Raw genomic sequence first — 18,472 nt, forward strand, 5'->3', positions numbered from 1 at the left:
CGGCGGCACGTGACAGTACGAAGGACGAGGAGAGAACGGCGACATGCCGAAGAACAAGACGCACACCGGCGCCAGCAAGCGTTTCAAGATCACTGGTTCCGGCAAGGTGATGCGCCAGCGCGCCGGTCGCCGTCACTACCTGGAGCACAAGCCGTCGACGCTGACCCGTCGCCTTGCCGGCACGACGGAGACGGCTCCGGCCGACGCCAAGAGGATCAAGAAGCTTCTCGGCAAGTGACCCGGGCGCCCTCCGCGCGCCGCGACGGCGGCGGAGCGCCCGAGAGCCGACCGGACCCCATCCGTTCCGGGCCGCGTGAGCATCCCGCGGCCCCCCTGCAAGGAGTACACACGTGGCACGCGTCAAGCGGGCAGTCAACGCCCACAAGAAGCGCCGGGCGATCCTCGAGCAGGCCAGCGGCTACCGCGGCCAGCGCTCCCGCCTGTACCGCAAGGCGAAGGAGCAGGTCACCCACTCCCTCGTCTACAACTACAACGACCGCAAGAAGCGCAAGGGCGACTTCAGGCAGCTGTGGATCCAGCGGATCAACGCCGCCGCCCGCGCCAACGGCATCACCTACAACCGGTTCATCCAGGGCCTGAAGGCCGCGGAGATCGAGGTGGACCGCAAGATGCTGGCCGAGCTCGCGGTCAACGACCCGGGCGCGTTCGCCGTGCTGGTCGAGACGGCGCAGAAGGCGCTGCCGAGCGACGTCAACGCCCCGAAGGCCGCCTGAGCCGCGTTCCACAACGCGACCGGACCCGCAGGCCGCCCGCCTGCGGGTCCCGTCGCGTTATCCCGCCCTCCCGCCGCGTGTCACGCCCCCTTCGAAGTGAGCCGCCTCCCATGGGCCCCGCCGCCGAGCTGATCTCCCCCCGTGCCTCCCGGGTCGCCGCCGCCAAGCGGCTGCTGCGGCGCGCCGCCCGCGGCAGGGAGCGGCGTTTTCTGGCCGAAGGCCCGCAGGCCGTGCGGGAGGCCGTGGCCCATAGGGACGGCGACGTGAGCACGCTCGTCGAGCTGTTCGCCACGCCCGAGGCAGCCGAGCGGCACCCCGACGTCGTCGCGGCGGCGCGTTCCGCCGGGGCCAGGGTCCACCTCGCGGCGCCCGCCGTTCTCGCCGACCTCTCCGGGACGGTCACCCCGCAGGGCCTGGTCGGCGTGTGCCGCTTCCTCGACCGGCCGCTGGCCGAGATCACCGCCGCCGCGCCCCGGCTGGTCGCCGTGCTCGCGCACGTCCGCGACCCGGGCAACGCGGGCACCGTGCTGCGCTGCGCCGACGCCGCGGGCGCCGACGCCGTCATCCTCACCGACGCCTCGGTGGACCTCTACAACCCCAAGGCGGTGCGCGCCTCCGCGGGCAGCATCTTCCACCTCCCGGTGGCCCTCGGCGTGCCCGTCGACGAGGCGGTCGCCGCGCTGTCGGGCGCCGGGGTGCGGGTCGTCGCGGCCGATGGGGGAGGGGAGCGCGACCTCGACGCCGAGCTGGACGACGGCGCGATGGGGCGACCCACCGCATGGATCTTCGGAAACGAGGCGTGGGGGCTTCCCGCCGGGACCCGCGCGCTGGCCGACGCGGTGGTCAGGGTGCCGCTGCACGGCCGCGCCGAGAGCCTCAACCTGGCCACCGCCGCCGCCGTGTGCCTCTACGCGTCCGCCCGCGCCCAGCGCGCCCCCGGCGGCTGCCGCTCCGCGGCCCGCGCCTGAACGGCCGGAAGGCGACCGCCCTTCGATGGCGGGCCCCGTGGCCCCAGGGCCTGTCTGATAATTCCGGTGGATCAGCGAGCGGCGGATGGCGCCCGCCTGGCAAGGCGCCGGATCGCGGCTCGTACGGTGGGGGCACCCCCGGACGGAGTCCGGGGGAGGTACTCGCGCGATGCGGCAACGCAGCCTGGGGGTCCCCCGGACGAACTCTGGGGGAGGGATGCCGGTCGTCGCGGGCCCGCCGGGGATGGTCAGACAGGCCCTAGTAGGGTGACCCGCACGGGAGAGGGGCGAACGGGGATGGACACCGCGCACGGTGCCGGGGAGCTCGATCTGGGGCCCGATGACCTTCCCGATGGTCTGGTGGTCGCCGACAGGCTCGGCCTGGTCAGCTGTTTCAACGCCGAGGCCGCGCGGCTCACCGGGCGCGGCGCCGAGGAGTCCATCGGCCGGCCGATCGAGTCCGTTCTGCCCCTCGAGGACCCCGAGGGCCGCCCGTGGTGGCGCCTGACGGACCCCTACCACGGCCTGGCCACCCGCTCGGGACAGCCGGAGCGCAACCTCCTGCTGCCCGGCGGGCGCGAGGTGCTGGTCGCCGCGCGCTATGTGCGCGTCGCCCCGGGGGGCGCGGTGCGGCGCCTGGTGGTGACCCTGCGCGGCACCGACGCCCGGCGGCGCACCGAGCGCAGCAACGCCGAGCTGATCGCCACCGTCGCGCACGAGCTGCGCTCGCCGCTGACCTCGGTCAAGGGGTTCACGGCGACCATGCTGGACAAGTGGGACCGCTTCACCGACGAGCAGAAGCGGCTCATGCTCCAGACCGTCGACTCCGACGCCGACCGCGTCACGCGGCTGATCACCGAGCTGCTCGACGTCTCACGGATCGACTCGGGGCGCCTGGAGATCCGCCGCCAGCCGGTCAGGCTCGACGAGGCGGTCCGCCGCCATGTGAAGACCATGATCAACGGCGGCTGCCCCGCCGAGCGCTTCGAGCTGCGGCTGAGCGAGCAGGTCCCCGGGCTGTGGGCGGATCCCGACAAGGTCGACCAGGTGCTCGGCAACCTCCTTGAGAACGCCGTGCGCCACGGCGGCGGAACCGTCACCATCGAGATGCACCACGTGCCGCCCACCCGTACGCGCCAGGAAGGCATGGCCGTGACGGTCAGCGACGAGGGCCCCGGCATCCCCGAGGAGGCGATGCACCGGGTCTTCACGCGCTTCTGGCGCGGCAGCGAGCGCGGCGGCACCGGGCTCGGCCTCTACATCGTCAAGGGCATCGTGGAGGCACACGGCGGCACCGTGACCGTCGGCAGGTCCGACGGCGGTGGCGCCCGCTTCCGGTTCATCCTGCCCGCGGGCACACCGGCGTTCCTCTCCTGAGCCTCGAAGCCCTGGAGCCTCCTGGCCGCCCGAGGAGCCCCGCCCGCGGGCGTCCACCGCGTACACGCGGCCGCGCGCGCCCCCTTAGACTCGGTCCCTGACCCCGGGAGCGCGGCGGGTCACGCCAATCGGAAGCACGGGAAGAGATGTCGGCACCCAACAAGTCGTACGACCCTGTCGAGGTCGAGGCACTGAAACCGGAAGAGATCGACCGCGTGCGGGACGAAGCCCTCGCGGCGTTCGCCGCCGCGGACAGCCTCGACGCGCTGCGGGAGGCCAAGGTCGCCCACGTCGGCGACCGCTCGCCGCTGGCCCTGGCCAACCGGGAGATCGGCGCCCTGCCCCCGCAGGCCCGCGCGGACGCGGGCAAGCGCGTCGGGCAGGCCAGGGGCGCGGTGAACAAGGCGCTCGCCGCCCGCCAGGCCGAGCTCGAGGCCGAGCGCGACGAGCGCGTCCTGGTCGATGAGGCGGTGGACGTCACGCTGCCGCACGACCGGGTGCCGCCGGGGGCGCGGCACCCGTTGACCACGCTCTCCGAGCGCATCGAGGACATCTTCGTGGCCATGGGCTACGAGGTCGCCGAGGGGCCCGAGGTCGAGACCGAGTGGTTCAACTTCGACGCCCTCAACATCGGCCCCGACCACCCCGCCAGGTCGACGCGCGACACCTTCTTCGTCGAGGGCGCCGCTGGCGGCCCCGACCTGGTGCTGCGCACCGAGACGTCATCGGTGCAGATCCGTTCGATGCTGGAGCGCACGCCGCCCATCTATGTGATCTGCCCGGGCCGCGTCTACCGCAGCGACGAGCTCGACGCCACGCACAGCCCCGTCTTCCACCAGGTGGAGCTGCTCGCGATCGACGAGGGCCTGACCATGGCGGACCTCAAGGGCACGCTCGACCACATGGTGCGCTCGCTGTTCGGCGAGGGCGTGCACACGCGGCTGCGCCCGCACTACTTCCCGTTCACCGAGCCGTCCGCCGAGATGGACATGCTCTGCTTCCGCTGCCGCGGCGAGTCCGCGGGGAACCCCGACCGGCCCTGCCGCACGTGTTCGAGCGAGGGCTGGGTCGAGCTCGGCGGCTGCGGCGTGGTCAACCCCAAGGTGCTGACCGCGTGCGGCGTGGACCCGGAGAAGTACAGCGGCTTCGCGTTCGGCTTCGGCATCGAGCGGCTGCTGATGTTCCGCCACAACGTCGAGGACATCCGAGACATGATCGAGGGTGACGTGCGGTTCACCCGCCCGTTCGGGATGGAGATCTGATGCGCGCCCCGCTTTCCTGGCTGCGGGAGTACGTCGACCTGCCTGCCGGGGTGACCGGCCGCGAGGTGGCCGAGCGGCTGATCGCCGCGGGCTTCGAGGTCGAGGCCGTCGACCGGCTGGGCGCCGACCTTTCGGGGCCGCTGGTGGTCGGCCGGGTGCTGGCCATCGAGGAGCTGACCGAGTTCAAGAAGCCCATCCGCTACTGCCAGGTGGACGTGGGCGCGGCCAACGGCACGGGCGAGCCGCAGAACATCATCTGCGGCGCCCGCAACTTCGCGGTGGGCGACAAGGTCGTGGTCGTCCTCCCCGGCGGCGTGCTGCCCGGCGGGTTCGAGATCACCGCCCGCACGACCTACGGCCGCGTCTCCGAGGGCATGATCTGCTCGGCGCGCGAGCTCGGCATGGGCGACGACCACGGCGGCATCGTCGTGCTGCCGCCCGAGTACGAGGTCGGCATCGACGCCATCGCGCTGCTTGAGCTGGTCGACGAGGTCCTCGACATCGCCGTCACATCCGACCGCGGCTACGCCCTGTCGATGCGCGGCCTGGCCCGCGAGACGGCCACCGCGTTCGGCCTGCCGCTGCGCGACCCCGCGCTGCTCGACGTCCCCGAGGGCAACGGCTCCGGCTACCCCGCCGTCGTCAGCGACACCGTCGCGTGCGACCGCATCGTGCTGCGCACCGTCACCGGGGTGCGGCCCGAGGCGCGTTCGCCGCTGTGGCTCCAGCGCCGCCTCCAGAAGGCGGGCATGCGGCCGATCTCGCTCGCCGTGGACATCACCAACTACGTGATGCTGGAGATCGGCCAGCCGCTGCACGCCTACGACCGCACTCGGCTCTCGGGGCCCATCGCGGTCCGCAGGGCGAGGGCGGGCGAGAAGCTGACCACCCTGGACGGCACCGCGCGCACCCTCGACCCCGAGGACCTGGTGATCGCCGACGACAGCGGCCCCATCGGCCTCGCGGGCGTGATGGGCGGCGCCGACACCGAGATCGCCGAGGTGGCCGATCATCCCCCAGCCCTGACGGCTGGGAGGGGCCCCCAGACCGAGTGGCCCGTGGGGACCACCGAGGTCGTCCTGGAGATGGCGCACTTCGACCAGGTCACCGTGGCCCGCACCGCGCGCCGCCACAAGCTGGGCAGCGAGGCCGCCCGCCGTTTCGAGCGGGGCGTGGATCCCGAGGCGGCCGCCGCCGCGGGCCAGCGGGCCGTCGACCTGCTCGTCCTGCTCGCGGGCGGTACGGCCGACCCCGGCGTCACCGTGGTCGCCGAGCCGCGCGAGCCGCGCACCGTCACCATTCCCGCCGACCACCCCGACCGGGTGGCGGGCATGGCGTACGGCAGGGAGGCGGTGGTGCGCCACCTCCAGGAGATCGGCTGCGAGGTGGCGGGCTCCGACGAGCTGACCGTCACCGTTCCCACGTGGCGCCCCGACCTGGCCGAGCCCAACGACCTGGCCGAGGAGGTCATCCGCCTCGCCGGGTACACCGCGCTGCCCGCGACGCTGCCGCGCCCGCCGGCCGGGCGTGGGCTGACCGCGAGGCAGCGGCTGCACCGCAGGGTCGGCAGGGCGCTCGCGGGGACGGGCCATGTCGAGGTGCTGAGCGCGCCGTTTGTCGGGCCCGCGCAGCTCGACGGGCTCGGGCTGCCGGACGACGACGCGCGCCGCCGCGCCGCGCGCCTGGTCAACCCCATCTCCGACGAGACGCCCTGGCTGCGCACCACGCTGCTGCCCGGGCTGCTCGACGCCCTGCGCCGCAACGTCGGCAGGGGCAGCGGCGACCTGGCGCTGTACGAGACGGGCCTGGTGTTCCGGCCCACCGGGGCCGAGGCCCCCGCGGCCCGGCTTCCGGTCGACGCGCGGCCGACCGACGAGCAGGTCGCCGAGCTGGAGGCGGCGCTGCCCGCCCAGCCGCGGCGGGTCGCCGTCGCGCTGGCCGGGGCCCGCGAGCAGGCGGGCTGGTGGGGCGGTGGCCGCCCCGCCGACTGGGCCGACGCGGTCGAGGCCGCCCGCACGGTCGCCCGCGAGGCGGGCGTCGAGCTGGCTGTGGAGAACGACCGGCACGCGCCGTGGCACCCGGGCCGGTGCGCCGCGTTGTACGCCTCGGTCGACGGGGCCAGGACCCTGGTCGGGCACGCGGGCGAGCTGCACCCCAGGGTGGTCAAGGCGCTGGGCCTGCCGGAGCGCACATGCGCGATGGAGGCCGACCTCGATCTGCTGGAACGCGCCACCCCCGGGCTGGTGGCGGGGCCGCGCGTCTCGTCGTTCCCCGTGGCCACGCAGGATGTGGCGCTGGTCGTGGACGCGTCGGTGCCCGCGGTTGACGTCGAGGCGGCGCTGCGCGCCGGGGCGGGGGAACTGCTCGAGTCCCTGCGGCTTTTCGACGTGTTCACCGGCGAGCAGGTGGGCCAGGGCCGCAAGTCGCTGGCCTACGCCCTGCGCTTCCGCGCGCCCGACCGGACGCTGACCGCGGATGAGCTGACCGAGGCGCGCGAGGCCGCGGTGGCCGCCGCGGTGGAGCGGACCGGGGCGACGCTGCGCGGCGGCTGATGGCCGGCTTCCCGCGCTGACGCGAGGGCCGCCTCACCGTCAGGTGCGGCGGCCCTCGCCGCGTTCGGGCAGCGGCCGGGCCGCCGACGCGCGCGTCAGGTCGCGCATCAGCTCCCCGCGCTCCGCGAGGCGGCGCGCGATGTCGGCCATGCGGATGTCGAGCGACGCCGGGTCGCCCCCCTCGGCCACCTCGTCGAGCTCGTCCCAGCCCACGGGCGCGGAGACCGTGGGCGCGGGGCGGGCGCGCAGGGTGTAGGGGGCGGCGGTCGTCTTGCGGGCGGCGTTCTGGCTGTGGTCGATGAACACCTTGCCAGGGCGCAGCCGCCTGGCCATCTCGCCGATCGCCAGCCCCGGCAGGGCGCGCGCCGCCTCGCGCGCCAGCTCCTTGGCGTAGTCGGACGCGCGCGCCGAAGGGGTGGGGCGCAGCGGGCACAGCACGTGCAGCCCTTTGGACCCCGAGGTCTTCGCGCAGGCCGCGAGGCCGTCCGCGGCCAGCCGCTCGCGCAGCCACAGCGCGACCCGGCAGCAGTCGGCGATCGTCGCGGGCGCCCCGGGGTCGAGGTCGAGGACCAGCCGGTCGGCCACCCCGGGGGCCTGGGCCCGCCACTGGTAGGTGTGCAGCTCGGTGACCAGGTTGGCCGCCCACATCAGCCCCGGCAGGTCGTTGACCACCACCTGCCGCAGCGGCTCGCCGCCGCCGGAGCGCGGGACATCGGCGACGTTCACCCAGTCGGGGGTGCCGGGCGGGACGTTCTTGGTGAAGAAACGCTGCCCCGCGGGCCCGTCGGGGTAGCGCAGCAGGCTCAGCGGCCGGTCGGCGAGGTGGGGGAGGAGCGCGTCGCCGTGGCTGGCGTAGTAGTGCAGCAGCTCGCCCTTGGTCGTCCCGTCCGGGTAGATGACCTTGTCCAGATTGGTCAGCGTCAGACGCCGCCCCTCGACGGTCACGACCGGCATACCCTGAGAGTGGCACGAAAGGGGCAGATGATGCGAACGGTATGGAAGGGGTCGATCTCCTTCGGTCTTGTCACCATCCCCATCAAGGTCGTCAGCGCCACGGAGAACCACTCGGTGTCCTTCCGCCAGGTCCACACGTCCGACGAGGGCAGGATCCGCTACCGGAAGGTGTGCGAGATCGACGGCGAGGAGGTGTCGGGCGAGCAGATCGGCAAGGCGTACGAGACGGCCGACGGCTCCCTCGTCCAGCTGACCGACGCCGACCTGAACGCCCTGCCGCTGCCCACCGCGAGAACGGTCGAGATCCTGGGCTTCGTTCCGGTCAGCAGCATCGACCCCTATCAGCTCGACCGCTCGTACTACCTGACCGCCGACGCGGGGGCGGCCAAGCCCTATGTGCTGCTGCGCGAGGCGCTGCGCCGCGCCGACAAGGGGGCGATCGCCAAGCTCGCGATGCGCGGGCGGGAGACCCTCGCGCTGGTGCGCGCGCTCGACGACGATGTGCTGGGCATGCACACGCTGCTGTGGCCCGACGAGATCCGCTCGGCGGGCGGGCTGGCGCCCGGTGAGCAGGTCACCGTCAGGGACGCCGAGATCGACCTCGCCTACACGCTGATGGACACCCTTGGCGAGGTGGACATGGCCGAGCTGCACGACGAGTACCGCGAGGCGGTGGAGGCGCTGGTCGACGCCAAGCTCACGGGCCGGGCGCCCGAGCTCGCCGAGGAGGGCGCGCCCGGCGGCGGCAAGGTCGTCGACCTGATGGCCGCGCTCGAGGACAGCGTGCGCAACGCCCGCCAGGGCCGTGGCGAGGGGGAGGCGGCGGCCGAGGGCGGCGAGGAGGCGACCGTCACGCCGATCAAGAAGACCGGCCAGAAGAAGGCCGCCCCGCGCAAGGCCCAGGAGAAAAAGGCGGCGGCGCGGAAGACCGCGGCGAAGAAGACCGCGTCCCGCGAGGAGGCGGAGGGCGGACAGGGTGCCGCCGAGAAGGCCCCAGCGAAGAAGGCGCAGGCCAAGAAGACTCAGGCCGGGAAGGCCCAGGCGAAGAAGGCGGGCGGGCGCAAACGCGCCTCCTGACGGCGTTCAGCGCTGGGCCTCGTACGCGTAGAAGCCCGCCCCCGACTTCCGCCCCAGGTGCCCGGCCGCGACCATGCGCAGCAGCAGCGGGGGCGGCGCGTAGAGCGGCTCCTTGTGTTCGGCGTACATCGACTCGGCGATCGAGGCGATGGTGTCGAGGCCGATCAGGTCGGCCGTGCGCAGCGGCCCCAGCGGGTGGGCGCAGCCGAGCTCCATCCCCTTGTCGATGTCGTCCCTGCTGGCCGCGCCGGTCTCCAGCATCCGGACGGCGGCCAGGAGATACGGCACGAGCAGCGCGTTCACCACGAAGCCCGCGCGGTCCTGGGCGCGGATCGCGTGCTTGCCCAGCACCCCGGAGACCAGCGCCTCGGCGCGGCGCACCGTCTCCTCGTCGGTGGTGAGCGCGGGGATCAGCTCCACCAGGCGCTGCACCTGCGCGGGATTGAAGAAGTGGATGCCGAGCACGTGCCCGGGGCGTGAGGTGGCCATGGCCAGGTTGACCAGGGGGATGGCCGAGGTGTTGGACGCCAGGATGGCGTCGGGGCGGGTCACCACCTGGTCGAGGACCTGGAAGATCTCGGCCTTGACCTGCTCCTGCTCCACCACTGCCTCGATCACCAGGTCACGGTCGGCGAACGTGCCGAGGTCCGTGGTGAACGTGATGCGTTCGAGCGCCGCGTCGCGCTCGTCCTCGCCGATCTTCCCGCGCTCGGCCGCCCTGGCCAGCGACGCCGCGAGCCGTGTGCGGCCGATCTCCAGGGCCTCGCCGGTGGTCTCCGCGACCCGGACGTCGAGCCCGGCCCGCGCGCAGACCTCCGCGATGCCCGCGCCCATCTGCCCGCTGCCCACCACGCCGACGCGCTCGATGTCGGTCACCTCATGCCCCTTCGCCGTTCCCTGAAGCACCGGACTCACCCGGACTCACCCGGACTCACCCGGACTCACCCGACGGTACCGTCCGGTAGGAAGCGGGGGACGACCGGCCGGTCGACCGGTCATCCCCGGGGCGCGCTCGGTCATCCGCGCCTGACGTGCGCCGTTCGGCCCGCGGTGGGTGTGTCGCGCGGACGTCGGGCGGGGACTTGGTCACTCTGTGCGGGGTAGGTGTGACATGGAGAGACGACAGGGGGCACACGATGGGACGAATCACCCGCAGGCGTCTGGCGTCGGCCGCGGTCGGCACGTTGGCAGGGGCCCTGACGCTCACTCAGGCGTCCGCCTCGGCGCGGTGGACGGAGCGCGCGCCGGCGCGAACGGGCGCGAACGGCGCGGCCGCGGCGCCGACAGGGACGCGCGGCATGTGGATCGCCACGGTGGCGAACATCGACTGGCCAAGCGCCGCGGGGCTCTCGCCCGACGAGGCGGGGGCCGAGCTGGCCGCGCTGCTCGACGTGGCCGTGGAACGGCGGTTGACGACCGTGTTCCTCCAGGTCAGGCCGACGGCGGACGCGTTCTGGCCGTCGCCGTACGAGCCGTGGTCGGCGCTGCTCACCGGCACACAGGGGCGCGATCCCGGGTGGGATCCGCTGGGCTTCGCGGTGCGGGAGGCGCACGCGCGCGACCTGGAGCTGCACGCGTGGTTCAACCCGTACCGGATCGCGCAGCACGGCGACCCGGGGCGGCTGGCGCAGGGGCACCCGGCCAGGGTCCACCCCGAGTGGGTGGTGCCGTACGGCGGGCAGCTGTTCTACAACCCCGGGCTGCCCGAGGTGCGGGCGTTCGTGCAGGACGCGATGATCCACGCGGTCGAGTCGTACGCGATCGACGGGGTGCACTGGGACGACTACTTCTACCCGTATCCGGTGGCGGGCGAGGCGTTCGACGACGCGGCGGCGTTCGACGCGCACGGCGGCGACTTCGACGACCTGGGCGACTGGCGGCGGCACAACATCGACCTGCTGGTGCGGGAGATGCGCGAGCGGGTGGCCGAGGCGCGGCCCGGGATCCCGTTCGGCGTCAGCCCGTTCGCGGTGTGGCGCAACAAGAGCACCGACCCGCTCGGCTCCGACACCCGCGGCGGCGTGCAGACATACGACGACCTGTACGCGGATGTGCGCACATGGGTCAGGGAGGGCTGGATCGACTATGTGATCCCCCAGGTCTACTGGCACATCGGCTACGCCGCGGCGGACTACGCGACGCTCGTGGCGTGGTGGGCCGATGTCGCGGAGGGCACGGATGTGGCCCTGTACATCGGCGAGGCGGTCTACAAGGTCGGCGACCCGGCCCAGCCCGAGGCGTGGCAGGACGCGGCGGAGCTGTCGCGGCACCTGACGCTGTGCGCCGAGCACCCGCGGGTGGGCGGGAACGTCTTCTACTCGGCGACGCAGGTGGCCTCCGACCCGCTGGGCGCGATGAGCCGGGTCGTCGACGATCACTACCGGGATTGACGCCGACTACCGGGATTGACGCCCACTATCCGGATTGAGCGGGGCGCCGGGTGGCGTGCGGGTCCGGCGTTGTATACGAAACGGCTGGGTGGCGGGGGGCGCGCTGGGTGATCGCGATGCAGGCCAGGACCGCGATCGCCGTGAGGGGGGCCGCCGCGGGGAGGGGTTCGGCCAGGAGGGCGGTGGACCAGACGAGGGTGAGCAGGGGCTGGGCGAGCTGGAGTTGACTGGCCCTGGCTATCCCGGCGCGGGCGAGGCCGCCGTACCAGACGAGCATGCTGAGGAAGCTCGCGCCCGCGGCCAGCCAGAGCACGGCGGCGAGCGACGACGCGGTGGGGCGGGGCGGCTCGGCCAGTAGCGCTACCGTGAATCCCGGCAGGGCGAGCGGCAGGCTGGCGACCAGGGCCCAGGAGATCACCTGCCAGCCCGGCAGCCGCCCGGCGAGGCGGCCGCCCTCCGCGTAGCCCGCCGCGCACAGCAGCAGGGCGGCGGCGAGGTAGAGGTCGCCGCGCGCGGGCGAGCCGCCGCTGTCCACGGCGGCGAACGCCACGACCGCCGCGGCGCCCGCCGCCGCGGCGGCCCAGAAGACGGGCGAGGGGCGCGCGCCGGTGCGGGCGGTCGCGTAGATCGCCGTCGTCAGCGGCAGCAGCCCGGTCACCACGGCGGCGTGGGCCGTTCCCGAGGTGGGCAGGGCGAGGGCGGTGAGCAGCGGGAAGCCGAGCACGCAGCCCGCGGCCACCAGCGCGAGCCCCGGCAGGTGGCGGCGCTCGGGCGGGGGGACCCGGGCGGCGGCCAGCGCGCAGGCGGCGATGAGGGCCGCGACGACCGTGCGGGCGAACGTCACGGTCCAGGGGCCGAAGCCTTCGAGCGCCCATGTCGTGGCGGGGAAGGTCAGGGAGAACGCGACGACGGCGAGCGCGGCCATCGCCAGGCCGCGGCCCACCGGAACCGCTGCTGTCCCCGAATCGATAGCGCTATTCTGTGCTCTCATGAATCAGAGTAGCAGTGACGTCCGGTTGGCCGCTTCCTTGCGTGAGGAGCTGAAGCGCTACCCGGCCGGGGGGAAGCTGCCGTCGAGCCGTGAGGTGATGGCCCGTTACGGGGTGGGCCCTGGCACCGTCGCGCGGGCGCTGGCCGCGCTGGTCGCCGAGGGGCTGGTGGTGACCAGGCCGGGGGCGGGCGCGTTCCGGGCCGAGCCGCGCGCCCTCCGCCCCCCGGTGGGCGATCCCAGCTGGCAGGAGATCACCCTGAGCGCCCGGCCCGCGCCCGACAGCGTGCCGCGCGCGGTGGACGCCGGGGGAGTGCTGGCCACCCTGCCCGCCCCGCCGCCCGGCGTGATCGAGCTCAACGGCGGCTATCTCGGGCCCGCGATCCGGCCCGAACGCGCCCTCGCCGCCGCGCTCGCCAGGGCGGGGCGGCGGCCGAGGGCGTGGGACCGGCCGCCCATGGCGGGACTCGGGGAGCTGCGGGCGTGGTTCGCGCGGTCGATCGACGGCGGCTCGGGCGCCCTCGCGCCGTCGGATGTGACCATCACCGCGGGCGGGCAGAGCGCGTTGAGCACCGCGTTGCGCGCCCTCGCGCCCCCCGGCGGCTCCGTCCTGGTCGAGTCGCCCACGTATCCCGGGATGCTGGCGTCGGCCCGCGCGGCCGGGCTGCGGCCCGTGCCCGTGCCCATGGACGCCGACGGCGTGCGCACGGAACTGCTGGAGCGTGCCTTCGCGGACAGCGGCGCGCGGGTGTTCGTGTGCCAGCCGCTGTTCCAGAACCCGACCGGCGCGGTGCTCTCGCCCGCGCGTCGGCGCGCGGTGATCGACGTGGCGCGCGCGGCGGGCGCGTTCGTGATCGAGGACGACTTCGCGCGCCGCCTCGCCCACGCCGACGCCGGGCCGCTGCCCGGACCGCTGGCCGCCGACGACCCCGACGGCACCGTGGTCCACGTGTGCTCGCTCACCAAGGTCACCTCGCCGAGCCTGCGCGTGGGCGCTCTCGCCGCGCGCGGGCCCGTGGTCGAGCGGCTGCGCGCGATCCAGATCGTCGACAGCTTCTTCGTCGCCCGCCCGCTCCAGGAGGCCGCGCTCGAACTGGTGGGCTCTCCGGCCTGGGACCGTCATCTGCGGGCGGTGGCACGGGAGTTGGCGGCCCGCCGCGACGCGCTGACCGCGGCGGTGGCCGCGGGGCTGCCCGCGCTGGCCGCGCCCCTGGTGCCCCGGGGCGGCTATCACCTCTGGCTGGGGCTGCCGCCGGGCGCCGACGAGACGGGGCTCGCGGCCGCCGCGCTGCGCGCCGGAGTGGCCATCGCCGCGGGGCGCCCCTACTTCGCCGCCGAACGCCCCGCCCCCCACATCCGCCTCAGCTTCGCATCGGCCGCCGGCGTGGGGGAGATCGCGGAGGGCGTGCGCCGCCTGGGACGCGCCTGGCGCGAGACCCAGGACAACGCGCCCGACACGCTGCCGTGACCACCGGTGACCCAGGGCCCTCGCGCCGGGTGAACGGGCGGGTGCCCTACCGCCGTCATATTTACCCCGCGGTAGTGGTGCGGTAATTCGCCTGCTCGTACGATCGCGCCATGCTGCTCACGCTGATAGCGGCTGCCCGCAGCTCAGCTGTCCTCGACACGCGTTTCGGCGACGACCGTCCGCTCGACGCCGCGGGCTGGCACGCGCTCGAACGGGCCATCCCGGTCCTGCTGCCGCTGGCCGCGGCCGAGCTGCGCTACTGTTCGCCGACCCCGAGCAGCAGGCAGACGGGCGACGCCCTCGGCCTGGCACCCCTCGCCCAACCCGCCCTGCGCGACTGCGACATGGGTCGCTGGCACGGCATGACCCTCCAGGAGGTCGCCGCCCGCGAGCCAGCCGCCGTCGAGGCATGGCTCGCCGACCCCAGGTCCGCGCCGCACGGTGGCGAGCCGCTGCTGGCGTTCGTCTCCCGCGTGGGCGGCTGGCTCGACACCCGGCCGCTCGGGGGCGAGGGGCGGATCGTCGCCGTCACCGAGTCCTCCGTGATCAGGGCCGCCATGCTCTACGCGCTCAAGGCCCCGCCGCAGTCGTACTGGCGCACCGAGGTGCACCCCCTGTCGGTCGTAAGCCTCAGCGGCCACCCTGGCCGTTGGAGCCTGCGGCTCGGCTGACCCGTTCGACGGTGCCGAGCGGCGCGGCGATCCCGCCGCCGCGCCCCGAGGGGGGCGCCCGACGGCGGCCGCGGGGCGCGCGGCACCATGGGGGCATGCGAACGCTACCTGTGCTCGTGTACGACGGGGACTGCGCGTTCTGCACCAGCTGCGTGCGGTTCGCCGAGCGGCGGATCGGGCCGCGCTGCGAGGCGACGCCCTGGCAGTTCGCCGACCTGGCCGCCCTCGGCACCGACGAACGGCGGGCCTCGCACGAGGTCCTGTGGATCACGCCGCCCGGGCGCGTCCACGGGGGCGCGCGTGCCGTCGCGAAGCTGCTGCTGAGCGCCGGGGGGCCCTGGGCGGTGCTGGGCGCCGCGCTGACCCTGCCGCCGATCAGCTGGGCGGCGCGCGGCGTCTACCGCCTGGTCGCGAACAACCGGCAGCGCATGCCGGGCGGCACCCCCGCCTGCACCGTCCCCCCGGCCCGCAGGCCGCCCGCCGACTGAACGGCCCGCGGCGCGGGCGGCGTTCGGCCCGTGGCGTTCGGCCGGTCAGCCGGTCAGCTCCTCGGCGAGCAGGTCCATCAGCAGCCCGTCGTGCCAGGTGCCGTCGGCGCCCCGCTCGTACCGGCGCATGACGCCGACGCCGCGGAAGCCCACCTTGCGGTAGCACGCGATCGCCGCGGCGTTGTCCGCGGCCGGGTCGATCGAGAGCCGGTGGTGGCCATGGGCGTCGACCAGGTGCCGGGCGAGCGTTCTGAGGGCGTCGGTGCCAAGGCCCAGGCCGTGCACGGCGGGGTCGATGAAGATGTCGATGCTCGCGTGCCGGTAGTCCGGGTCCTCCTCGGCGCTCCACTGGATCAACCCGACCGTGGCCCCCGCCCGTTGGATCACCAGCCGCTCGGCGTCCGGGTCGGCGAGCTCGTCCGCCACCTCGGCGGCGAGGTCGTCGCCGCCCCGCCACCACCGTCTGACCTCGGGCGTCGCCCGGATCCTGGCCAGCTCGGGCACGTCGTCAGCGGTGGCGGGCCGCAGGGTCACCAGGGCCCCGCGCAGTGTGGTCCGCATGGCGCTCACACCGCACCGCTGTCCGCGCGGCGGCGCGCCACCCAGATCTCCTCGCTGGGCCACCGTCGCGCCCAGTGGGCCGACACCTCGGCGTAGCCGCGGTGCGCGGCCCGTGGCGCCCGGATCTCGACCAGGTCGAGCACATCGAAGCCGCTCGAGCGCAGCAGGCGCAGCATGTCGCCGTGCGGCAGCACGAACTCCACCCGGTCGCCGTGGTCGATGCGGCGCATGCCGAACAGGTCGCGTCGCAGCTCGGCGGCCGCGGGCCCCTCGGGGCGCGCGCACAGCGCGAACAGCGGGGAGTAGCGCCCGAACACCAGCCGCCCGCCCGGCACGAGCAGCCGCGCGGCCTCGGGGATCCAGCGGTAGGGGTCGCACCACAGCGACGCCCCGAACTCGCTGATCGCCAGGTCGAACGACCCGTCCCCGTACGGGACTTCCTCCGCCGAGGCCCGCACGAGCGGGAACGCGACGCCGAACCCCTCCTGCATCGCCCGCGCCGTGGCCAGCTGCTCGGCCGAGATGTCGACGCCCACGGGGCGCCCCCCGCGCCGCGCGAGCCACGCCGACACATACGCCGTGCCGCAGCCGAGCTCGACCACCCGCGTCCCCGTCAGGTCGTCGGGCAGCAGCCGCAGCTCCGACTCCGGGGTGGCCCACAGGCCCCAGCGCGGCTCGCTGGCGGCCCACTGGTCACGGGCGAGCGGCCCATGGGCGGCGCCCCCCGCCCCGTCCCAGTACCTCTGGTTCAGCTCGGTGTGGTCGAGAGGGTCTTCGGCGGCGGTCATGGGGGTATTGCACCGGCTCGAAGGGCCCCGGGGCAACGCAATTGACGGCGGGTCTCACACCGGCGTCCCGCGCTCGCCGACCCGGCCGGGGGAGAACCGCGCGGCCGCGCGCTCGTAGCACCGCACGAACAGCGGGTCGGCGACGCCACCCCTGGCGAAGCGGTCGCCGAACCTCTCGTCGTACGCGCGGAAGCACCTGGCGTCCTGGTGCAGGAAGAGGATGTCGTGCAGCGCCATGTTCCTGACCACGATCAGGGGATCGGCGAACGGGACACGGGGAACGCGGGGTTGCGCGCCGCGGGCTCCGCGCAGTGCTCGTGGAACTGGCCCACCATCACGCCGAGCGCCACGAGTTCGGGCTTCAGCTCCGCCTGCACGCGGTCCAGCAGGTGGCAGCCCGCGCGGCCGAGCCGGGGGAGCGCCACGACGAGCGACCGCAGCGCCGCGTTCCCGTGGTCCCACGCCCTGCCGCGGAACCGCGCGACCGCGTCAGGACCAGGGCGCGCAGCGCGGCGGGGTCCTCGCCCTCCGCCTCGTCGTCCCGCTCGACGGCGATCGCGCCCGCCCGCCGCGCGGACTCGACGAACGGGCAGACGGGGCCCGTGCGGCCGAGCTCGGCGTGGTCGCGCATCAGATAGGCGCGGAACCACGCGTCGACCAGCTCGTCGACCGCGCCTGGCGGGTCGGCCCCGCGCGGTCGGCCCAGGGTCAGGACCGCGCCGCCGGGCAGCGGCAGGCGTTCCGCCACGTCGAAGCCGCAGCGGTCGAGCAGGGCCGCCAGCTCCCGGGCGCCGCGCTCCCTTCCAGCGGCGAACAGGCACATCATGTAGAGGTCCATCACGGCCGCGTCCCACGACTGTTCGCCCCGCGCGCCCGTCTCGGGCGCGGCCATCTCGATGACGGCCAGCCTGCCGCCCGCCCCCAGGGCGCGCCCGCACGCGCGCAGGACGGTGGCCGCGTCGTCGTCCCCGTGGTCGTGCACGATGTGGCGCAGCAGCACCAGGTCGCCCGCGGGCAGCTCGTCGGCGAGGAAGTCGCCCGCGCGGAAGGCGAACCGGTCCGCCAGACCCGCGCGCGCCATCCGCGCCAGGGCGGGCTCGCGGGACTCGGGGCGCTCGAACAGCACCCCGCGCGCCCCGGGGTGGTGGCTCAGCACGCGTTCGAGCAGCGCGCCGTCCCCGCCGCCGACGTCCACGACGACCTCGGGCCGCTCGGGGCCGAGGGCCGCCAGGATCCCCGGCACCTCGGCGCGCAGCCCGGCGGCCTGCGAGGCGTCGAACACCGACCTGAGGCGCTGGTCCCCGCTCAGATAGGGGAAGAACGGGGCACCGGCGACCTCCTCGAACACGGGCCGCCCTGACCGCACCGCCCGCGCCATCCCGTCCCACGCCCTGCCCACGGCGTCCGCGGCGAGCAGCGCGGTCGGCCCCGCCGTGCCCGGAGTGTCCGAACGCAGCTGGTGCCCGAGCGGCCCGAGGGCGAACGTGTCGTGGGCGGTCTCATCGACGACCCCGAAGGCGACCAGCGCCCGCAGCAGGCGGCGCAGCGAGTCCGCGTCCGCGTCCGCAGACCGCGCCAGCCGGTCGACGGGGTGCCCGGCGTCCCGCATCGTGTCGGGCAGCCCGAGCAGGACGAACGCCTGCACCGCCCTCGACACGATCTGCCTCAGGATCAGGCGGCGGACGTCGTGCGTCGTCATCGGTCGTCCGCCCGCTCGGCGAGCAGGCGCTTGAGCTCGTCGATCCGCTCGGCGAGCTCGCCGTCGCGCCCGGTGACCATCATCCAGATCATGCGGAGGTCACCGGCGAACGCCGCCTTGGAGTCGGTGAAGCCGACCGGCATGTTGCGCTCGAAAATGAAGTGGCTGGGCCAGGCGATGGAGAAGAACACCGGCACGCCGAGCAGCGTGCGACGCAGCCGCTTGCCCTTGGGGGCCGTCGCGGCGGTCGCCAGGGCCGCGCCCATCGCGGCGACGTGGCCCCACCGCGTGCTGGCCTTGGTGTGGGCCAGGAGGTAGCGGTCCCAGCTCGACAGCTCCACCGGGGCCGGGGCGGCGGAAGCGTCGAGGGCGGCGGAGGCGTCGGCGGAGGCGTCGAGGGCGGCGGAGGCGTCGGCGGAGGTGGCGGAACTGCTCACGGACGGCTCCGACTCGTCGATCGTGGTCATCGTCAAGTCCCTTCTGGTCATACGCGAT

General features: G+C 74.6%; 18 protein-coding genes and 1 pseudogene. 11 read left to right on the forward strand and 8 right to left on the reverse strand.

Annotated elements, in window-relative coordinates; all coding sequences use genetic code 11:
• Positions 1-43 precede the first annotated feature (43 nt).
• The 6 genes from rpmI (at position 44) to DEH69_RS01185 (ending at position 6,893) form a co-directional block, all read left to right on the forward strand.
• Entirely contained in the window at positions 44-238 is a 195-nt protein-coding gene (rpmI, locus tag DEH69_RS01160) for a 50S ribosomal protein L35 (RefSeq protein WP_113684959.1), read from the forward strand.
• A gap of 112 nt (positions 239-350) precedes the next feature.
• Positions 351-734, forward strand: a complete 384-nt coding sequence (rplT, locus tag DEH69_RS01165; RefSeq protein WP_113684960.1) for a 50S ribosomal protein L20 — start codon at positions 351-353, stop codon at positions 732-734.
• Between the two features lie 110 nt (positions 735-844).
• Entirely contained in the window at positions 845-1,702 is an 858-nt protein-coding gene (locus DEH69_RS01170; RefSeq protein ID WP_113684961.1) for an RNA methyltransferase, read from the forward strand.
• 297 nt (positions 1,703-1,999) lie between these two features.
• Entirely contained in the window at positions 2,000-3,079 is a 1,080-nt protein-coding gene (locus DEH69_RS01175; RefSeq protein ID WP_113684962.1) for an ATP-binding protein, read from the forward strand.
• 146 nt (positions 3,080-3,225) lie between these two features.
• Positions 3,226-4,341, forward strand: coding sequence for a phenylalanine--tRNA ligase subunit alpha (gene pheS / locus DEH69_RS01180; protein ID WP_113684963.1), 1,116 nt, complete (start codon positions 3,226-3,228; stop codon positions 4,339-4,341).
• Positions 4,341-6,893 (forward strand): phenylalanine--tRNA ligase subunit beta, encoded by a 2,553-nt coding sequence (locus DEH69_RS01185; RefSeq protein ID WP_113684964.1) that lies wholly within the window; start codon positions 4,341-4,343, stop codon positions 6,891-6,893. The genes pheS and DEH69_RS01185 overlap by 1 nt, the downstream gene beginning before the upstream one ends.
• A 39-nt stretch (positions 6,894-6,932) precedes the next feature.
• On the opposite strand, the gene ligD is transcribed toward DEH69_RS01185, so the two are convergent.
• Entirely contained in the window at positions 6,933-7,847 is a 915-nt protein-coding gene (ligD, locus tag DEH69_RS01190) for a non-homologous end-joining DNA ligase (RefSeq protein ID WP_113684965.1), read from the reverse strand.
• A 30-nt stretch (positions 7,848-7,877) separates the two neighbouring features.
• Here ligD and DEH69_RS01195 point away from each other — a divergent pair, with 30 nt between their 5' ends.
• The gene (locus DEH69_RS01195) at positions 7,878-8,924 is read left to right on the forward strand and encodes a Ku protein (protein WP_113685122.1); all 1,047 of its coding nucleotides are present in this window, start codon (positions 7,878-7,880) and stop codon (positions 8,922-8,924) included.
• 6 nt (positions 8,925-8,930) lie between these two features.
• Here DEH69_RS01195 and DEH69_RS01200 read toward each other — a convergent pair whose 3' ends face one another.
• On the reverse strand, positions 8,931-9,800 hold the full coding sequence (locus tag DEH69_RS01200; protein ID WP_113684966.1) for a 3-hydroxybutyryl-CoA dehydrogenase: 870 nt from the start codon (positions 9,798-9,800) through the stop codon (positions 8,931-8,933).
• A gap of 260 nt (positions 9,801-10,060) precedes the next feature.
• On the opposite strand from DEH69_RS01200, the gene DEH69_RS01205 reads away from it, so the two are divergent.
• On the forward strand, positions 10,061-11,314 hold the full coding sequence (locus DEH69_RS01205) for a glycoside hydrolase family 10 protein (protein WP_113684967.1): 1,254 nt from the start codon (positions 10,061-10,063) through the stop codon (positions 11,312-11,314).
• A 25-nt stretch (positions 11,315-11,339) separates the two neighbouring features.
• On the opposite strand, the gene DEH69_RS01210 is transcribed toward DEH69_RS01205, so the two are convergent.
• Positions 11,340-12,239 (reverse strand): DMT family transporter, encoded by a 900-nt coding sequence (locus tag DEH69_RS01210; RefSeq protein WP_258534374.1) that lies wholly within the window; start codon positions 12,237-12,239, stop codon positions 11,340-11,342.
• Between the two features lie 64 nt (positions 12,240-12,303).
• Here DEH69_RS01210 and DEH69_RS01215 point away from each other — a divergent pair, with 64 nt between their 5' ends.
• The 3 genes from DEH69_RS01215 (at position 12,304) to DEH69_RS01225 (ending at position 14,929) form a co-directional block, all read left to right on the forward strand.
• The gene (locus DEH69_RS01215; protein ID WP_113684969.1) at positions 12,304-13,770 is read left to right on the forward strand and encodes a PLP-dependent aminotransferase family protein; all 1,467 of its coding nucleotides are present in this window, start codon (positions 12,304-12,306) and stop codon (positions 13,768-13,770) included.
• 110 nt (positions 13,771-13,880) lie between these two features.
• The gene (locus tag DEH69_RS01220) at positions 13,881-14,441 is read left to right on the forward strand and encodes a histidine phosphatase family protein (protein WP_113684970.1); all 561 of its coding nucleotides are present in this window, start codon (positions 13,881-13,883) and stop codon (positions 14,439-14,441) included.
• A gap of 95 nt (positions 14,442-14,536) precedes the next feature.
• The gene (locus DEH69_RS01225; RefSeq protein WP_113684971.1) at positions 14,537-14,929 is read left to right on the forward strand and encodes a thiol-disulfide oxidoreductase DCC family protein; all 393 of its coding nucleotides are present in this window, start codon (positions 14,537-14,539) and stop codon (positions 14,927-14,929) included.
• A gap of 45 nt (positions 14,930-14,974) precedes the next feature.
• Here the strand turns inward: DEH69_RS01225 and DEH69_RS01230 are convergent, their stop codons facing one another.
• The 5 genes and pseudogenes from DEH69_RS01230 to DEH69_RS01250 form a co-directional block, all read right to left on the reverse strand.
• Positions 14,975-15,490, reverse strand: coding sequence for a GNAT family N-acetyltransferase (locus DEH69_RS01230; protein ID WP_113685123.1), 516 nt, complete (start codon positions 15,488-15,490; stop codon positions 14,975-14,977).
• Between the two features lie 5 nt (positions 15,491-15,495).
• Positions 15,496-16,278, reverse strand: coding sequence for a methyltransferase domain-containing protein (locus tag DEH69_RS01235; RefSeq protein WP_113684972.1), 783 nt, complete (start codon positions 16,276-16,278; stop codon positions 15,496-15,498).
• A 54-nt stretch (positions 16,279-16,332) separates the two neighbouring features.
• Positions 16,333-16,703 (reverse strand): annotated as a pseudogene (locus DEH69_RS33540) (DUF6875 domain-containing protein).
• Positions 16,640-17,977, reverse strand: coding sequence for a methyltransferase (locus DEH69_RS01245; protein ID WP_113684974.1), 1,338 nt, complete (start codon positions 17,975-17,977; stop codon positions 16,640-16,642). Before DEH69_RS01245 ends, DEH69_RS33540 begins: the two are co-directional and overlap by 64 nt.
• The gene (locus tag DEH69_RS01250; protein ID WP_113684975.1) at positions 17,974-18,444 is read right to left on the reverse strand and encodes an Mpo1-like protein; all 471 of its coding nucleotides are present in this window, start codon (positions 18,442-18,444) and stop codon (positions 17,974-17,976) included. Before DEH69_RS01250 ends, DEH69_RS01245 begins: the two co-directional genes overlap by 4 nt.
• Positions 18,445-18,472: the final 28 nt, after the last annotated feature.

Origin of the sequence: Streptomyces sp. PT12 (assembly GCF_003311645.1) — a bacterium.
Lineage (GTDB): Bacteria > Actinomycetota > Actinomycetes > Streptomycetales > Streptomycetaceae > Streptomyces.

Excerpts from the sequence above, each read along its gene's own strand:
- rpmI (WP_113684959.1), top strand. The coding sequence starts at position 44 with ATGCCGAAGAACAAGACGCACACCGGCGCCAGCAAGCGTTTCAAGATC.
- DEH69_RS01170 (WP_113684961.1), top strand. The coding sequence starts at position 845 with ATGGGCCCCGCCGCCGAGCTGATCTCCCCCCGTGCCTCCCGGGTCGCC.
- DEH69_RS01175 (WP_113684962.1), top strand. The coding sequence starts at position 2,000 with ATGGACACCGCGCACGGTGCCGGGGAGCTCGATCTGGGGCCCGATGAC.
- pheS (WP_113684963.1), top strand. The coding sequence starts at position 3,226 with ATGTCGGCACCCAACAAGTCGTACGACCCTGTCGAGGTCGAGGCACTG.
- DEH69_RS01185 (WP_113684964.1), top strand. The coding sequence starts at position 4,341 with ATGCGCGCCCCGCTTTCCTGGCTGCGGGAGTACGTCGACCTGCCTGCC.
- ligD (WP_113684965.1), bottom strand. The coding sequence starts at position 7,847 with ATGCCGGTCGTGACCGTCGAGGGGCGGCGTCTGACGCTGACCAATCTG.
- DEH69_RS01195 (WP_113685122.1), top strand. The coding sequence starts at position 7,878 with ATGCGAACGGTATGGAAGGGGTCGATCTCCTTCGGTCTTGTCACCATC.
- DEH69_RS01205 (WP_113684967.1), top strand. The coding sequence starts at position 10,061 with ATGGGACGAATCACCCGCAGGCGTCTGGCGTCGGCCGCGGTCGGCACG.
- DEH69_RS01210 (WP_258534374.1), bottom strand. The coding sequence starts at position 12,239 with ATGGCCGCGCTCGCCGTCGTCGCGTTCTCCCTGACCTTCCCCGCCACG.
- DEH69_RS01215 (WP_113684969.1), top strand. The coding sequence starts at position 12,304 with ATGAATCAGAGTAGCAGTGACGTCCGGTTGGCCGCTTCCTTGCGTGAG.
- DEH69_RS01220 (WP_113684970.1), top strand. The coding sequence starts at position 13,881 with ATGCTGCTCACGCTGATAGCGGCTGCCCGCAGCTCAGCTGTCCTCGAC.
- DEH69_RS01225 (WP_113684971.1), top strand. The coding sequence starts at position 14,537 with ATGCGAACGCTACCTGTGCTCGTGTACGACGGGGACTGCGCGTTCTGC.
- DEH69_RS01230 (WP_113685123.1), bottom strand. The coding sequence starts at position 15,490 with ATGCGGACCACACTGCGCGGGGCCCTGGTGACCCTGCGGCCCGCCACC.
- DEH69_RS01235 (WP_113684972.1), bottom strand. The coding sequence starts at position 16,278 with ATGACCGCCGCCGAAGACCCTCTCGACCACACCGAGCTGAACCAGAGG.
- DEH69_RS01245 (WP_113684974.1), bottom strand. The coding sequence starts at position 17,977 with ATGACGACGCACGACGTCCGCCGCCTGATCCTGAGGCAGATCGTGTCG.
- DEH69_RS01250 (WP_113684975.1), bottom strand. The coding sequence starts at position 18,444 with ATGACCACGATCGACGAGTCGGAGCCGTCCGTGAGCAGTTCCGCCACC.